The following is a 15,296-nucleotide window of genomic DNA, read 5'->3' on the forward strand; positions in this document are numbered from 1 at the left end:
CGCCCGAGGCCCCACATGCGGCTCTCGCCGCGGCGCAGCCAGATGTGGAGGCTTATCGCGCACCAAAGCTCCGCGACCCCTGCGGCGACTCACGACGTCTCCCCCGGCGCCACGCGACCAGGCCAAGGCCGAGCAGCGCGGCGAAGTGCCAGCGCTCCGACGAATCACGACCGACCCTGCAGGAACAACCCGAACTGCCCTGGTCCGTGGTGCCACCATCCGCGCCCCCCGATCCGCCGGAGCTGCCCTCGGACGCGCCGCCAGTCGCACCGCTGCCGGCCGAGCCGCTGCCGGTCGAGCCGCTGCCGGTCGAGCCGCTGCCGGTCGAGCCGCTGCCGGTCGAGCCGCTGCCGGTCGAGCCGCTGGCGGTCGAACCGCTGCCAGCCGATCCGACGCTATCCGAAGACGAGACGCTATCGCACAGCGTGCCAGCTCCAGGAGGGGGCGAGCATTCGCCGGCGTCCGGGATGTTCTCGCCCGCCGTCCCCGTGAGACGGAAGTAGATGCCGTACCTGTCTGCGTACCGCTGATAGTGCGGAGTGAACGTCAACGTGCTATTGGAATCTGTGTTCCGCAGCGTGAATTCCGCCTTGCCCGGGGTTTGAACCAAGTTGTTCTCGATGTCGGCGATCCACTCGTTGATCGTGATGCCGTTGTTGATGCCGATCGTGTCTTTGATGACGACACCAGCGGGAATGGTAGCCTTCTCGGATGCCCACTGGGGCTCCGACAGCATCCTCTCCGTCCCGAGGCCGGCGCTCAAGACGACCGGTCCGTAGACGAACGCCACCGCGTTGGGGTTGTCGGGGAGCTTCGACACCTTCACCTCCATTGGCAGCGTGAGCTCCACCTTGTCTCCGGGCTTCCAGGTGCGACCTACCGTGAGGTAGCCGTTCGCCTCCGTCGCGTCGCATGCCTGACCGTTGACCGTGATCGTCACGGGCTGGCACCGAGCAATCCAGGAGGGCTTTCTGAAGTTGATCGTGACCGCATCGGCCGGGGCAGCGGTAATCTCGAAAACCGCCTTGTCGGAGAGCGGAAAATTCGAGGTCTGTTTCAACGACAGACCCCGCGCGGACCAGGTCAACGTCGAGCTGAGGAACATGTTGACGTACAGATCCGTGTCGTCATGGAAGTACAAGCTGTCATTGAGCTTGGTGTAGTTCTCCATGCCGGTTCCGTTGCAGCACCAGAAAGTGTCCTCCGGTTTGCCGAACACCTTGAAGTACCCTGTTCCCATCGGCTTGAAGTAGGTCGTCATTCCGTTCGTCGGATTGACGGCAGACATGATTTCGTTGAGATGGGTCTGCTCGTAGTAGTCGGCGTACTTGACGTCCCCCGTGGCTTTGAAGAGCCCTCTCGAGAGCTTCAGCATATTGTACGCGTTGCACGTCTCGTTGTTCACGTTGTCCCGTTGCGCGTCCAGCTTCCCGGGCTCGTGAAAGTGCTCAAGCTGGCTATTCCCACCGGTGACATAGGTGTGATCCCTCAGCACGATGGTCCAGAATTTTTCTGCCGCGGAGTAGTAGAAGTTCTCCGCTTCGCCCAGCGTCCGATAGCGGTTCAGGGCGCCGATGAACTTGGGGATCTGCGTATTGGCGTGCTTGCCTGGCAGGATGTTGTTGCCTTGAGAAATCGGAGTGAAGAGCGAGTCCTCGTCGAAGATGTGGGCTGCCGCCAGGTGATTGGCCTTGTTCGTCAGCCTGTACAGATCGTACAGGCAGTCGTTCATGCCGCCGTACTCGACGCCCAGAACCTTCCTTCGAAGGTCCGCGTTCCACGTTGAGCTGCGATTGTACGTCCAGTCCCCCAGCTTGCTCGCGATTTCGAGGGCTGTCGCATTTCCTTCGAACTTGTAGACGTCGATGAGGCCCGCGATGATCTTGTGCATCGTGTACCATGGCGCCCAGCTGGAGCCGCTGGCCTTCCCCTCGACGACGTCGAAGTGCGTCTCCGGCGACGCGAACAGATATCCTTTGGGACTCGCGTCTTGAAATGATTTCAATTGGCTGATCGTGTAGTCGATCTTCTGCGCGATGGCGGCGCTTTGCTCCGCGTCGGAGCCGTTGAGCTGTTTGTACGCTTGCGCCATGGCAGACATGTAGTGGCCTATCGTGTGCCCGCGCAGAAGGCTCCAGCCACCCTCCCACCCGCCGTAGAGAGTGAGGCCGGGCGAATTCCCAGGGTCCTTTCCTTGCGACACCGCCTTGAAGCCCGCCAGAAGTCGGTTGGGGTCGAGGCTCATGATGTACGCGATCTCTTTCGAAGAGATGTTCTGGTAGTACGCGTCGGTCACGCTCACCTCGTCCAGCTCGAACTCCTGCAGCTTCTCGACGGGGTCCGCGGCGGACGCCACCCCTGGAGAGAGGGCTCCAAACAGGAGCGAAACAGTCAACGCGGTGGCGCCCGAGAGCGAGCGCCGGCACTGCAGGATTCTCTTGCTCATGATAGATCCTTTCAGATCTCGGATGCGTTGTGTCCAGGAAGCTCAAAACGAGACCACGCCGCGCCACACAGCGACGAGGTCTCCTCGTTGTCCACTCAGCAGCCGTCGCACCATCGCGATCAAGCGCTGCTCAGACCGCTCTTCGGGGTTGGTGAATCAACCATGTGATCGATGCCGATGGGCTGCGTGCTGACGAGGAACGCCGCGCCGCGGGCGAAGAACGTGCCCGCGAGCGTCACCACGAACGGGGGCAGAGAAAACCGATGGATCAGGTGCCCCGTCATCGCGCAGAACGAGACAGACACCGCGAGGCGTCGTGATCCGGCCACGTCGCCAGCACAGCCGGATCTTTGAAGAATCATCTCCGGTGAACAGCACTCGAGATGTCACGACAGCCGCCGAACAAGCGCGGTATGCCGTGTTCTCTGGTGGAGCCCCCTCGGCCCGATGCCAATCCCCATCGTTCAGCGATCGCTCCCGCGACGACCGAGCGAACAGAGCTGGTGCAAAAAATCGATCAGACGACGAATGCCTCGGTACGCATGGCGACCCGAGCAAGTCGCAGCAACAGGGATACCCTTCGGCGGGAATGTGAACGATCACATGGCTACCGTCAACGCCAAACGACGGGTCTGTGAGTGCCTCGATCCCGAGGGATCAGGAGGCTGGCGGGCTCCTCCGGAGCGCCGCGGCTAGAGGCAATGCCGGTCAGTTAAGCGCTTCGCGGACCGGTGGCGCCTAGTAATTTCACGCACTTGCGCGGGCGCTGACCGCCAGAGGCCGCCTTAACTGACCGGCATTGCGGCTAGAGGGGCGGGCGCCTTACCGCAATCATCGCCGGCCCCATCGACGAGCTCGAAGCCGATCGGCGCATCGGCGGCTGGCGCGCGGCGCGGCGCGTGGCGACCGCATCGCCAGCTCGAGGTCGCGCCGCCGCGCACCGGTGTGGCGGCGCTGCAGCGCCTGCGTGACCGCGGCCCGATGCCCGTCCTTCCCGACGCGGCGCTCCGGGAGGAGACCTGTCTGCCCTCGGAGCGCGAGGGCGGTCGCCGGCAGTCGTTTCGAATTGACAATGGATTTGTGAACGTTCACATTTGTCTCCGAGGCGCTGCTTCGGCGCTGCCCAGGACCAGGTCGTCATGCTGAGGCAGGAGCAGCGGCGGAGCCCGGCCGAGCCCGTGTTTCACGTCTTCCTCCTCGGGCGATCGAACATGGCCGGGTACCCCAGAACCGCGAACGCGGACGAGACCGAGAATTCCCACATTCTCCGCGCTCGGCGAGCCGATCGACGTCCCAGCTCGCTCCCCCAACCGAGGGCCGCCGTACTGGAAAAGCACCGTTGTGCGCCGCAAGGCGCTCGGTGGGGCCGTATAGCGTCTCGCGACGCGCCTCCCGGGCCACGAGAGCGACGCGATGCTGTGGGGCCGCGTCACCTACGAGTCACCTACGAGATGATGGAGAGCTACTGGCCGGCGGTCGCCCGCGGCGACGAGGAGGCGCCTCCGGCGATACGCGCGTGGGCGGTCAAGCTGGAGACCAAGCCGAAGTACGTGGTGTCGTCCACGCGCAAGGACTTCCCGTGGATCAACAGCCACCACATCGCCGGCGATCTGCGCATGGGCGTGCAGAAGCTCAAGGACGCGACCCCGGCCGGCGTGCTCCTCGGCAGCGGCAAGCTCGCGACCGAGCTGGATCGGCTGGATCTCATCGACGAGTACAAGTTCCTCGTCCACCCCAAGCTCGCCGGCCACGGCCCGACCCTGTACCAGAGCGGGCTGCCCGCCACGCGGCGCTCGATCCGGTCTCGGCGAAGCCGCTCCGCTGCGGCGCGGTGGCGATACACTACCGGCGCGCGCGCTGACTCAGAGGAGCCCCGTCGCGCCCAGCGGATCCTTCCCTGGTAATCAACGCATGGGGTGGAGCCGCGCACGGAGCGTCGCTCAGGCTCCACAATGGGTGCAATCGAAACAACCCGGACTACACGTGGACCTACCGAGACGGAATGTGGGTCAGCGACAGGGACCCAAGCCTGGCCATTAATGCATGGGGAGGCGCGGTCCAAGGGGCAGAGCTTAAGCTTCACAACGGTTGCCAGCCGAGCAACCCCGATTGCACCTGGACAAATCGGTAGTGCTTTCGGAGGAGGGGAACGGACAATAGAGGCTCGACTCGTTCCCAGAGCTCGTCCGGCACCAACAGCTTACCCACGCTCTATTCTGTCGCACGTTCCGCATCGCTCAAGCGAGCGGGCAGACGAGCGGCGTCAGCGGGTCAATGTTAGGTGCTCTTAGCCCTCGCAGGCTCACAGGGTACCGCACGACATCCAGTTGGACGGCTCTATTACATCGGGATAGCGCGTTCCGGCAGAACGGTTCTCGTCAGCGGCCGGTTCCGGGCGCGACTGAGCGATGCCGCTCGTCATGTCTCGCCGTTATTGCGTCGCGCGGGACGCTGAACCGGGTCACCTTGACGCGAGCACGGATCACGTATAGCTTCGAGTGATGCGTTCGACAGGTGTATCGAGCGGATCTCGTGCGCGGTGGGCCACGGCCCTGAGCGCGATGATGCTCGCCGGCTGCGGAGTGACTGAGCTCTCGCCCATTGAGGGCGCTGCGGGCGCGATCGATAACGCCGGCAGCGCGGGGTCGGGCGCCTCCAGCCAGAGCGGCTTTGGGCACTCTGGTTCCGGCGCGTCCGGCTCCGGCGGCTCCGGCCCTGGCGCAACACCAGAGCTGGACATCAGCGGTACATGGGCCATGTTCGGGTTTGAAGACCCGGTCGCCGTGGACATCGAGCAGCGCGGCAGCGTGTTGTCCGGGAAGGGTTGCTTCTCGGGGCTCGAGGTCGACGGGGTGCCCCATGCCTTGGGGCCGTGCACGCCGCTCACCGGGCGCATCGTGAACGGGCGCGCCGAGTTCGCGTTCATGGCCCTCGAATACCGCTATGCCGCGGACGCTTTTGTCGCAGAATCCGGCGATCGCATGGCGGGCCGCTTTCACGGCGTTTCAGCGTGGCACGGGCCGACGGCGTGGCTGCGGATCGATCCTTCGCAACAGTGGCTCGCGCACGACAAGCGCCTCGGAACCGCGCTGCGCGAACACCAAGGCAGCTACGATTTGACCCTGGATCCGAGCAGCGCACCGGGCGACGCGTTCTCGACCGATCGCTCCTACGCGCTGAATCTAAGTGTCAACGCTTCGCCGCTCATCTTTGGCGATCTGGGCGCCTTTTGGGCGAGCGAGATGGCATGGCGTGAGCCCACCCTCACGATCGGCCCTGTACCGGCGACTCATCCCGAGCTGCCCGTGGCGCTCGAGCTCCGCTTCCGCGACACCGTGCTTCACGAGGTTACCGCGACAATGCCGGAGGGCGAGCGCTACGTCTTCACCGCGGCGCCCACGCCCTGATACGGGCGGGACACCAGACGATTGGCTCCTGCCGGATGATACGGCGAATTCGCGGCGCTCCTGGCAGATTGGCGTGCGGCGCCTTGGCCACATCATGAGGTTTTGCAGCAAGCGATGGACGAAGCTCGAGCTCTCGCAGCACAGCAGAGCGAGAGCCCTTGAGGACCAACACGGGCCGCTCGTGCTCCGCGGGGGATTCAGCGGGACGAAAGCCGGCGGGAGCTGGCGGCGCCATGGCGGAGAGGTAGGGCGCGACCACGACCGCTGCTGCGGCGAGCGGCGGCTCTCAGCCAGACAAGAGGCGGCTCTCGGATGTCTGATCCCATGATGTGCGACCAGGCACCGCCCGACACAGAAATGGACCTGACGGCGCTTCGCGCCGCAGGTCAATTCTACGTTGGGCTGGCAGAGTGCGGGCACGCAGGCACGATCCCGAAACAAGCGGCAGCGCATCGAGGGGCCCGACAACAGGGCGGCGAGCGAAGGAGAATCCCGGGGCGCTGCGCCGCCAGGCCAGGCGCCGACCCCGATCGGTGATGCCGCGGGCCCTTAACCGCGGGCGGCGCGACGGCGGAGGGCGCCTCGTTGGGCCACACCGGAGCCGCCCTCGGCGGCGAAACAGGCGGAAACCATGAGAATTTCTACTGTTTCCGGCTGCCGCTGGTCATCGACCAGTTCCTCTGGCGGGATTCCTGACCGACGCAGCTAGCGGGGCTTCGTGTCCTTGTCCTCCGGGTCGACCGCGATGCGGAACCCCGGGTCTTCCGGCGTGGGCCCGGCGGGCCGCGTCTCGGCCCCCTCGGCGTCCCCGCGGCCCTCGGAGCGCTCGTCCCGCGGGGGCGCCTGCGCCGGGCCCTTGCTCAGCTCGGCGCCGATCCGGCCGACCACGTTCGTCGCGGCCCGGACGAGCTCGCGCCCGGCGTCGTCGATCGCCTTGCCGACGTTCGTGCTGTCGAGGTCCTTGCGCAGGTCCACGGCCGTCTTGCGCGCCGCGCGCCAGAGCAGGCTCAGCCCCTGCTTGAGATCCTCCCTGGGGTCGTCTCGATCGGGGTCCGAGCTCATCGCGCCTCCTTGGCTCCGGTTTCGCCGAGGAGGCTTATGTTCCCGCCGCGCCTGCGCCGCAAGCGGCGCGCAGACCTCAGGCGGCCGTCTTCGGCTTGCTCGTGGGATCGACGTCCGGCGGGCGCCTCGGCTTGCTCCGAGGCTCGGCCTCGCCGGGCGCCTTCCCCGGCGCCTGCGCGGCGGCCGTGGCGCGCTTCCCGGCGGAGGGCGCGCCGTCCTGTCCCTGGGCCGCCGGGGCGCCGCCTGCGCCGCCCGTCACGGCCGGCCTGCGCTGCGGCGCGGGCGCCCCTGCCGCGGGCCTCGCCGCCGCAGCCCTGGCCGCCGCGGCCGTCGCCGGGGACCGCGCCGTCGCGGGCCCCGTGTGCCTCGCCGCGGCGGCCGCCTCTGCCGCGTGCCTCGCCGTGGCGGCCGCCTCCGCCGCCTGCTTCGCCGTGGCGGCCGCCTCCGCCGCGTGCTTCGCCGCGCCGGCCGCCTCCGCCGCGGGCGGGTGCGCGCTGTTCGAGCGCACCGCCGGCGACCACGCCGTGGAGCGGTTCCGGCCCGACCGCTTCGACACGTAGAGCGACTCGTCCGCGGCCTTGAAGAGCTCTTCCCACGTGCTGCCCGCCTCGGGGTAGGTGGCGATCCCGATCGAGCAGGTCACCTGGCACTGCACAGGCCCGTTGCTCCCGGCCGCGTGGAACGTCGTCCGGCCGAGCTCCTCGCGCACGCGCTCCGCGAGCAGCATCGCGCCGCGCGCGTCCGTCTCCTCGCAGATCACGACGAACTCCTCCCCGCCGAAGCGCGCGACCGCGTCGGTCGTCCGCTTCGCGCGCCGGAGGACGTCGCCGAGCCCCTTGATGATCACGTCGCCCACGTCGTGGCCGTACGTGTCGTTCACCTTCTTGAAGTGGTCGATGTCCGTGACGAGCACCGAGAGCCGCCGCGAGAACCGCCGCGCCGCGGTGATCTTCTGGTCCGCCACCTCGAGCATCGCGCGCTTGTTGAGCAGCCCGGTGAGCCCGTCCATCGTCGCGAGCTCCTCGAGGCGCCGCACCATGCGCGCGTTCGAGAGCGACACGGCCATGTGGCTGGCGAGGACCTCGAGCGTGCTGCGCACCGAGTCGGTGAAGGCCGCGCGCCGCCGCGAGCCGAGCACCAGCGTGCCGAGCGGCCGGTCGTGCACGACGAGCGGGAGCACGATGATCGACGGCATCGACGGCGGCGTGACGCGGCGGGTGAAGACGACCTGCCGCTTCTCGTCGTACTCGCCGCGGTACGGCAGCGGGTGCCGGTTCTGGAGCACCATCGAGACGAGCCCCGCGTTGTGGCGGAAGCGCTGCCCGGTGAGCTCGGCGACGCCGTCGCCGCTGACGGCGCGGATCTCGTGGACCTTCTGCGCCTCGTCGTACAGCGTGACGGCCGCGAAATCGACGGACGTGATCTCGCGGGCGCTCGTGACGCCGGCCTCGATGACGCCGGGCTCGGTCGTGGCGGCGCCGAGCCCCTCGGCGGCGCGGTAGAGCTTGCCCTGCTCGATCTTCGCGCGCTCGAGCTGGACGAAGACGCGCTCGTTCTGGATGGCCCGCACCGCGTAGCGGCACGCCTCGTCGATGAGCTCGAGCTCGCGCGGCGAGAACGGCCGGTCCTCGACGCGATCGACGACGAGCACGCCGCGGAGCTGGCCGTGCTCGAACACCGGCAGCGCGCACACGGCGCGCACCGGGGAGGGGCCGACGTAGTAGGGGAGCTTGTAGCCGGGCTTGAGGCCCCCGAGGACGACCGGCGCGCGCTGGGTGATCGCCGCGCCGAAGACGCCGTCGCCGGAGAGGAACGGGCCCTCGGAGAGGTTCGGGGCGTCGCTCGCGAGCTCGCTGATGCGCAGGTGGGTGCCGGCGTCGTTCTGCCAGAGGAGCACGGCGGTGTAGAGGTCGAGCGACTCGCGCAGCAGGCGCAGGGCGAAGAGCACCGACTGGTGGATCTCCTCGACGCCGGAGCGGGCGAGCCGCTCGTCGTCGCCCTTCTGGCACGCGCCCGCGCCGCGCGCCTGGGCCGGGGCCGAGAGCAGGCGATAGCTGCGCGCGTCGTCGCGGAGCCGCTCGATCTCGGCCTGGAGGCGGGTGTGGGAGGCCTTCCTGACGCGGCCGAGCTCTGCGCGGAGGATGGTGGCGTTCAGCAGCGAGAAGACGGCCATGAAGCCGATGTGCGGCGCGGCCGCGCGCGCGACGTCGAGGAGGCTCGGCGCGCCGCGCTGGGCCGCGGCCGAGCGGACGGCGATCTCGAGGGCGGCGGCGGCGATCGCGACGAGGAGCGACGCCCCTGGGCGGGCGAACGCGCTCACGAGGGCGATGACGACGTAGAGGGCCGCGTGGGCGTCGCCGTCGAGCGAGCCGTCGAGGCGGAGGACGGCGGCGAACGTGCCGACGAGGAGCAGGGCGCCGACCTCGAGGTCGAGCAGGGCGCTCGCCTCGATGGCGGCCGCGCGCCGCCGCGCCCGCTGGACGAGCGCCACGAGCAGCACGAGCAGCGCGGTCGCGGCCGCGAGCGGCGGGATCGGCGCGGCCGCGTCGAGGACCACGAGCGCCCCGAGGGCCAGCGCGCAGGCGAGCGGCGCCGCGTTGCGCGCGATACGGCGGGCGGTGAGCACGGCGAGCACCAGGTTGGCCATCGGCTCGGATGCCGGTACCAGAGGTCGATCGCCGGGGCCCAGTTCTCTGCCGGCGGAGGCGGCTGCGCGATGGGGGAAAGGGGCGAGAGAGGGGGTGAGGGTGTGACCTGCAGTCGTGTTGACGTCGTATTGCTAGGCGGCGTCGAGGCGCGCGGCTCGTGCGCGGCGGCGCGCCTGTCGCCCGTGCAGACGTTCGACGAGCTCCTCGCTCGCGCCCCCCGCGAGCGCGCTCAACGCGTGAGCTTGCCCACGAAGCTGGTGGTGGCGGTCGCCGCGGTGTTCACGATGTCGAGGGTCAGCGTGGCGCCGAAGTAAAAGCGAGGCGTGTATCGGCGCACGGGCGTCAGGGAATCTCCCTCGGCGAGGATCATGTCCTCCGCGTGGCCCGAGGGCAGGTACTCCTGCTGGATGAGCGCCAGGCCGGCGTTGAAGCTGAGCCCCGCGACGGGCTCGAGCACGCCGCCGAGGAAGACGCGATCGAACGGCTGGCCGAGGTCGAGATCCACGCCGGCCTGCACGCCGAGCAGATCGCCGAACGTCGTCGCGCACCGCATGTCCTGAAACGATGAGATGACGCCGCGGCGCCGGCCGCCGGGAAAGACGTTGAGCACGATGGAGGGGTTGACGCTCCAGTCCTCCTGGATCGAGAGGCGACGCTCGCCGCCGGTGCCGGGGAGGGTGGTCTGGACGACGCGCCGAGACCCGTTGACGACGATGGGGAAGAGGGCTCCGAACTCGAGGTAGTACTGCCCCTGATCGATCGACACGGCATACGACTCGTCGATCGCGCTCCCCGGATCGCCGGCCACGAGCTCGTAGCGGATCTTCAGCGACGTGATCGACGTGTCCTCGGGGATCTCCGCGACCTGCTCCGCGAGCAGCACGATGGTCGGCGCTGTCGCGGCCCTCGCGCCTGTGGCCGCCGCGTCCTTCTCGAAGAGCCGGTCCGCGGAGCGGAGGAAGCTCACCGAGAGCTTGACCTTGTCCTTGAGCTCCGCCTCGCCGAAGACGCGCACGATCAGCTTGTCTTTGGGAGACAGAGAGTCGACGAGGGAGTAGACATTGGGCTTCAGGCCGTCGCAGAGCGGCTCGCCGGATCTCGCGTCGATGCAGAAGGCGCCGGGGGCCCTGCACGACGTCGCGCAGATCTGCTGGATCTCCTGGCGCTTCGCCTGCACGGCCCTGGTCTGCTCGACCAGCGCGGGTACACCGAGCAGAGACTCATGGATCTTCGACGCCTTCGCCGTCAGGCTCGCATCGTCCAGCTTCGTGAGGGACTCGATGAGCTCGTCGACCGCTCCGAGCTGCTCGTCGATCTCCTCGGCGCGAACGGCGATCGACGAGATGTCGTCCGTCAGCTGCTCCGTGATCGCCTTGCTCGCCTTCACGGTGGGCTTGAGCTTCGAGGCCTGGTCGCGGAGCTGCTTGGCGCACGCAGCCGCATCGACAGGGGCATTGCATGCACCCGGCAGCGCCGCGGAGGGGGCAGGCGCCGGCGGCGCGACTGCCTTCTGGAGCTCGTTGTCTACAGCCTTCCTCGCCGTGACGTAAGTGCAGTGCGCAACGACTGCTTCTCTCGCTCTCGTCTCCTTGTCGGTCGCCGTGCCTGCGCTATCCATCTCTTGTTTCTTCGTGAGAAACGCGCCCTGCGCGCTCGTCACGGTCGCCACGAGCGCTTTCAGCGCTGGATCGGCGGCAGCGGGGACGCGCTTCTGGAGAGCGGGCAACTCCTGCTTGATCTCCGTTTCGAGGTCGAGCACAAGACCGGTGCACGATTTTCCAGCACTACACTCGACGGAGGCGTCCCTGCATTCGCCGTCTGCAGCCTGGCCAACGCGGGTCGTGAGGAGGACCGCGCCGACGCTTGCCGCGATGAGCACGGACTGCATCCACGGCGCGCCATGGTTCAACTTGATGAGCTTGCGCTCCCGCACTTTGATCACGATTCGCTTCCTCCTGTCCCGCCCGCGCCCCCTGTGCCGCCGCCCGCGCCCCCTGTGCCGCCGCCCGCGCCCCCTGTGCCGCCGCCCGCGCCCCCCGCGCCGCCGCCCGCACCTCCCCCGCCGCCGTCGGAACCGTCGGAGGGGTTCTGTCGAGCGGTCGTGATCGGCAGCAACCGGCTAGCGAGCAGCGGTCCCGAGCACGCCGGGGCGTCGTCTCCGCTGCCGCGCCCGAGGAGATCGACGTAGAGCTCGCATTCGACGTCGTCCGGCATCACGATGAAGAACCACGGCTCGTCGGCGGGCGGCGCGGCGATGCACGCGGACTGCTGCGCGTCTCCTCCAGGCGCGTCCGTCGAGAAATCGAGCTTCCCTGCGACCGTCTTTATCCGCAGGTGCGTGCCCCCTCGCTGCTGGACGAACACGTTGGTCCCCAGCGCCGGCGAGTCCGGCTGCTTCGAGGCCGGCGTGACGATGAGGTATCTCTCCACCTCCGGGTCCGTCGTGCATCCTGAAGAAAAGAGCGCCGCGAGCATGACAAGCCCGACCGGCCACCGGTGTTGATTCATCATGAACGATTGTCTCCCGGAGATTGGTTTGCGCGCGAGCGCAGGAAAGCCATGCTCCCGCTCAGGGCCAGAAGAGCGGCGCCGCCGCGCGTTCGTCCGACGCCACGAGGACGGCATCCTGGGCATAGCCGGCCTGTCTCATGGCGCGACTGGTGTTCTCGACGATCTGCGCGAGGGAGGCCGTCAGCCCTCCCGGGCGCTCGAGCTCTTGGACGAGGTGATAGGTGAGCGCTCCATAGACCTGGCCGCCCAGAGGACCTTCGTACGCTTGCTGCCCCTCCGCGCAGGCTCCGATGAAGACGACGGGGAGCGCGCTCATCGCCTGGCGCATCCGGCCCGCCGCGCGCCCCGGCGCGAGCGCCCGCGCGCTCCGGGGCGCGCGCTCCGGGGAGACGCTCCAGCTGCGAACGGTCTTCTCGCCTCCTGCCGCCTCTCCTGCCCCGCGCGCCGCGCGGGGCATGCCGCCGGCGTGGCACGAGTCGCAGGCCCATACGAGGTGCGCGCCGCTGGGCCGCAGCCTGGAGAAGAGCGCCGCGAGCTCATTGTCACGGATCGCCGTGGCGTTCGTGCTGTTGAAGCCGAGCGCGCAGAGCACCTCGTCCAGCTGATCGGCTTCGCCAGCGTCGCCGGCCGAGGTGAGCTGGTCGCCGTGGCCGCTGAAGTGGAAGAGGAGCCGATCGCCGGGCTCTGCCCCATGTACGAGCCACTCGAGCCGCTCCAGGATGGCTCCCTTGGTCCCTGTCGCGTCGAGGGCACGTACGATCTCTGTGTTGACGTTGAAGCCACAGCGGTCTTTGAGGAACCTGCGCATCAACGCGACGTCGTTGAGGGGTCCCGCGAGCGGTCTGTCTGAATAGTCGTTGATGCCGACGAGCACGGCGCGCTTCTTCATAGAGTGCTCCCTTCCGTCGTTGCCTGTTTGACGAGCGTGGGGCCGACAGCACAATATCTCACCTCGTATCGGCGCGTGTCCAGCAAAAAGGAAGAGCGAGGCCGCGCCGCGAGGACCTGCGCAGGCGCGCGCCGCGTTTTCTCCTGCTTCTCCTCGGCGTTTCCCCGCTGTTTCCCTGCCGCTTCCCCGCCGCCGCGCGGCGCGCCGGCGGCGGCGGGGCGGGTCAGCCGACCCGGTGCTCGACGCTCGGCGCCAGGGCCTGCCGGCGGAGCTCGACGTTGAAATGCTGGAGCACCCAGCGCTCCGCGTCGGTCATCGACGAGAAGACCCTGACGGGATGCGGCGGCGGCTTCAGCCAGTTGAGCGCGGTCAGGATGCCGTTCACCAGGCTAGAGTCGCCCACGATGCCGGACGCGAGCAAGTGCGCGCGCGCCTGCTTCTCGTAGTCGGCGTACATCTGCGCGACGGCTCGCCGCTGCACGGCGTTCGGCATGCTGCTGCCGCGCGTGTCGTTGATCAGGCCGAACGGCCCCGAGACGATGAGCTGGATCATGCCCCTCATCAGCACGTCCCAATCGTTCTGGGTGTAGTGCTCGCCGGCCCGCATCACGACCAGCGGATAGCGCGAACGATCCAGCTCAATCCCGCGAGCCAAGTCCGCCTCCGTCCCGACGAACGCCACGCTGGCCCGAAACGCGGATGGGTTCGTACGAGAGGGCGGTCGCGGAGCATGCGGCGGTCATGTACGTCCCGGTCGGTTCAGAAGGGCAGCATTAAAAGGAAGAGCAAAGCGATTCGCGGCTGTCAATGACAAATCACGGCGCTGACCCGAGGTAACAAGAATCTCCTGCGCGCCCTGCGCCTCCTGGACAGCCACGCTGTATTCATCATTGCTGCGCCCTCCGGAGGGATCGTCGCGGGGACGGTCGGGCGCGGACGTAAGTGCCCGAAATTGTTGTGCAACATCGGCTGTGTTCAGCGCTCCTCCGTCTCCTCGCTGCCTCCGCGTCGTCCGCGACGCCGGCGCCGCCGGCGCCACCGACGCGGAGGCAGCGCAGCGGACGTGGGACGGCGCCCTGTCACCCGCCGTCGTAGGGCCCTAGAAACACCGGCCCCGGCGCGAGCAGCTGAGTGCCGTTCATCAACCAGACCGCCGCCTGGTTCGTTCCTGTGGCGTACCAGAGCACGTCCGCCATGCCGTCGAAATTGCTGTCGGCGGCGGGGCATGCTTCCCAGCCGCGGCCGAGCGGCCCCGGGATCACCGGTCCTGCCGAGATCACCAGGGTGCTGCCCTCCATCAGCCAGACGGCCATGAGGTTCTGCTCCTTGTCGTTCCAGAGCACGTCCGCCATGCCGTCGGCGTTGTAGTCCCGCGCGGTGACGACGTGAAAGCCGCCGCCGAGCCCGGGGATGACCGGCCCCGGCGCGAGCAGCTGAACGCCGTCCATCAGCCAGACGGCTATCAGGCTCTGCTCCGTGTTCTCCCAGAGCACGTCTGCCATGCCGTCGCGGTTGAAGTCCCTCGCGGCGCGCGCCACCCAGCCCTGGCCGAGCGGCCCCGGGAGGATCGGCCCCGGCGCGACCAGCTGAGACCCATCCATCGCCCATGTCGTCATCACGTTCTGTTCTTTGTCGTTCCAGAGCACATCCGCCATGCCGTCGCGGTTCAGATCGGCCACCGCGACCACCTTCCAGCCCCGGCCGAGCGGCCCCGGGAGGATCGGCCCCGGCGAGAGCAGCTGGCTCCCTTCCATCAGCCATATGGCCACCAGGTTCTGGTCGATGTTGCGCCAGAGCACATCCGCCATGCCGTCGGAGTTGAAGTCACCCGCGTTGACCGCCTCCCAGCCCTGGCCGAGCGGCCCCGGGATCACCGGCCCCGGCGCGACCGGCTGGGTCCCCTCCATCAGCCAGATCGCCGCCAGGCTCTTCTCGGGGTGCTCCCAGAGCACATCCACCAACTCGTCGCGATTGAAGTCATTCATACGAGTGGCCTTCCACCCAACCCCGCTCGCCCGCTGCGTCGCGCGTCCCAGGGACGATGCCGCCGGCTCGGCGGACCAGCGGTCTTGGTCCGGCTCGATGCCCGGCGTGCAGGCCGGCATGGGGTGAACCGCAGCGATCGCGCACAGCGCAGCCCCTGTAGCCGCAGACCTCCTCACACTCGCCTCGCTTGCGGCTCGGGCGCGGGCGCCGACGCCGGCACGGGAGATCCCATCCGGTCCGCGACCCTGAGCACGCCGAGCACGTGCGCGGGCGGAGAGCAAGCGCAAGGCCATGGAGACCATGTTGTGCGCCCGATCTCGGCGCCGTCACCACATGGTACCTCACCA

The 15,296-nt window shown here is 68.3% G+C and carries 10 protein-coding genes and 1 pseudogene; 2 read left to right on the top strand and 9 right to left on the bottom strand.

Annotated elements, in window-relative coordinates:
- Nucleotides 1-52 precede the first annotated feature (52 nt).
- A complete protein-coding gene (locus tag WME97_RS45045; protein ID WP_437547254.1) occupies nt 53-2,446 on the bottom strand; it encodes a beta-L-arabinofuranosidase domain-containing protein in 2,394 nt (797 codons plus the stop codon).
- A 119-nt stretch (nt 2,447-2,565) separates the two neighbouring features.
- Nucleotides 2,566-2,751 (bottom strand): hypothetical protein, encoded by a 186-nt coding sequence (locus WME97_RS45050; RefSeq protein WP_437547255.1) that lies wholly within the window; start codon nt 2,749-2,751, stop codon nt 2,566-2,568.
- 1,131 nt (nt 2,752-3,882) lie between these two features.
- On the opposite strand from WME97_RS45050, the pseudogene WME97_RS45055 reads away from it, so the two are divergent.
- Nucleotides 3,883-4,307 (top strand): annotated as a pseudogene (locus WME97_RS45055) (dihydrofolate reductase family protein); the annotation flags it as partial.
- A gap of 700 nt (nt 4,308-5,007) precedes the next feature.
- Complete coding sequence (locus WME97_RS45060; protein ID WP_437547256.1) at nt 5,008-5,853, top strand: hypothetical protein; 846 nt, start codon at nt 5,008-5,010, stop codon at nt 5,851-5,853.
- A gap of 705 nt (nt 5,854-6,558) precedes the next feature.
- Here WME97_RS45060 and WME97_RS45065 read toward each other — a convergent pair.
- The 7 genes from WME97_RS45065 to WME97_RS45095 all read right to left on the bottom strand — a co-directional run bounded on the left by WME97_RS45065 (nt 6,559) and on the right by WME97_RS45095 (nt 14,948).
- Nucleotides 6,559-6,915 carry a hypothetical protein gene (locus tag WME97_RS45065; RefSeq protein ID WP_437547257.1) on the bottom strand — a complete coding sequence of 119 codons (357 nt, stop codon included), beginning with the start codon at nt 6,913-6,915 and terminating at the stop codon, nt 6,559-6,561.
- Nucleotides 6,916-6,991: 76 nt separating this feature from the next.
- Nucleotides 6,992-9,562 carry a diguanylate cyclase gene (locus WME97_RS45070; RefSeq protein ID WP_437547258.1) on the bottom strand — a complete coding sequence of 857 codons (2,571 nt, stop codon included), beginning with the start codon at nt 9,560-9,562 and terminating at the stop codon, nt 6,992-6,994.
- 230 nt (nt 9,563-9,792) lie between these two features.
- A complete protein-coding gene (locus WME97_RS45075) occupies nt 9,793-11,505 on the bottom strand; it encodes a hypothetical protein (RefSeq protein ID WP_437547259.1) in 1,713 nt (570 codons plus the stop codon).
- Nucleotides 11,502-12,074 (bottom strand): hypothetical protein, encoded by a 573-nt coding sequence (locus WME97_RS45080; RefSeq protein ID WP_437547260.1) that lies wholly within the window; start codon nt 12,072-12,074, stop codon nt 11,502-11,504. Before WME97_RS45080 ends, WME97_RS45075 begins: the two co-directional genes overlap by 4 nt.
- A gap of 58 nt (nt 12,075-12,132) precedes the next feature.
- Nucleotides 12,133-12,963, bottom strand: coding sequence for a caspase family protein (locus WME97_RS45085; RefSeq protein WP_437547261.1), 831 nt, complete (start codon nt 12,961-12,963; stop codon nt 12,133-12,135).
- A 223-nt stretch (nt 12,964-13,186) separates the two neighbouring features.
- Nucleotides 13,187-13,618 (bottom strand): hypothetical protein, encoded by a 432-nt coding sequence (locus WME97_RS45090; protein ID WP_437547262.1) that lies wholly within the window; start codon nt 13,616-13,618, stop codon nt 13,187-13,189.
- A gap of 424 nt (nt 13,619-14,042) precedes the next feature.
- A complete protein-coding gene (locus tag WME97_RS45095) occupies nt 14,043-14,948 on the bottom strand; it encodes an FG-GAP repeat domain-containing protein (RefSeq protein WP_437547263.1) in 906 nt (301 codons plus the stop codon).
- Between the last annotated feature and the right edge of the window lie 348 nt (nt 14,949-15,296).

Origin of the sequence: Sorangium sp. So ce367 (assembly GCF_051520455.1) — a bacterium.
Classification (GTDB): domain Bacteria; phylum Myxococcota_A; class Polyangia; order Polyangiales; family Polyangiaceae; genus Sorangium; species Sorangium cellulosum_B.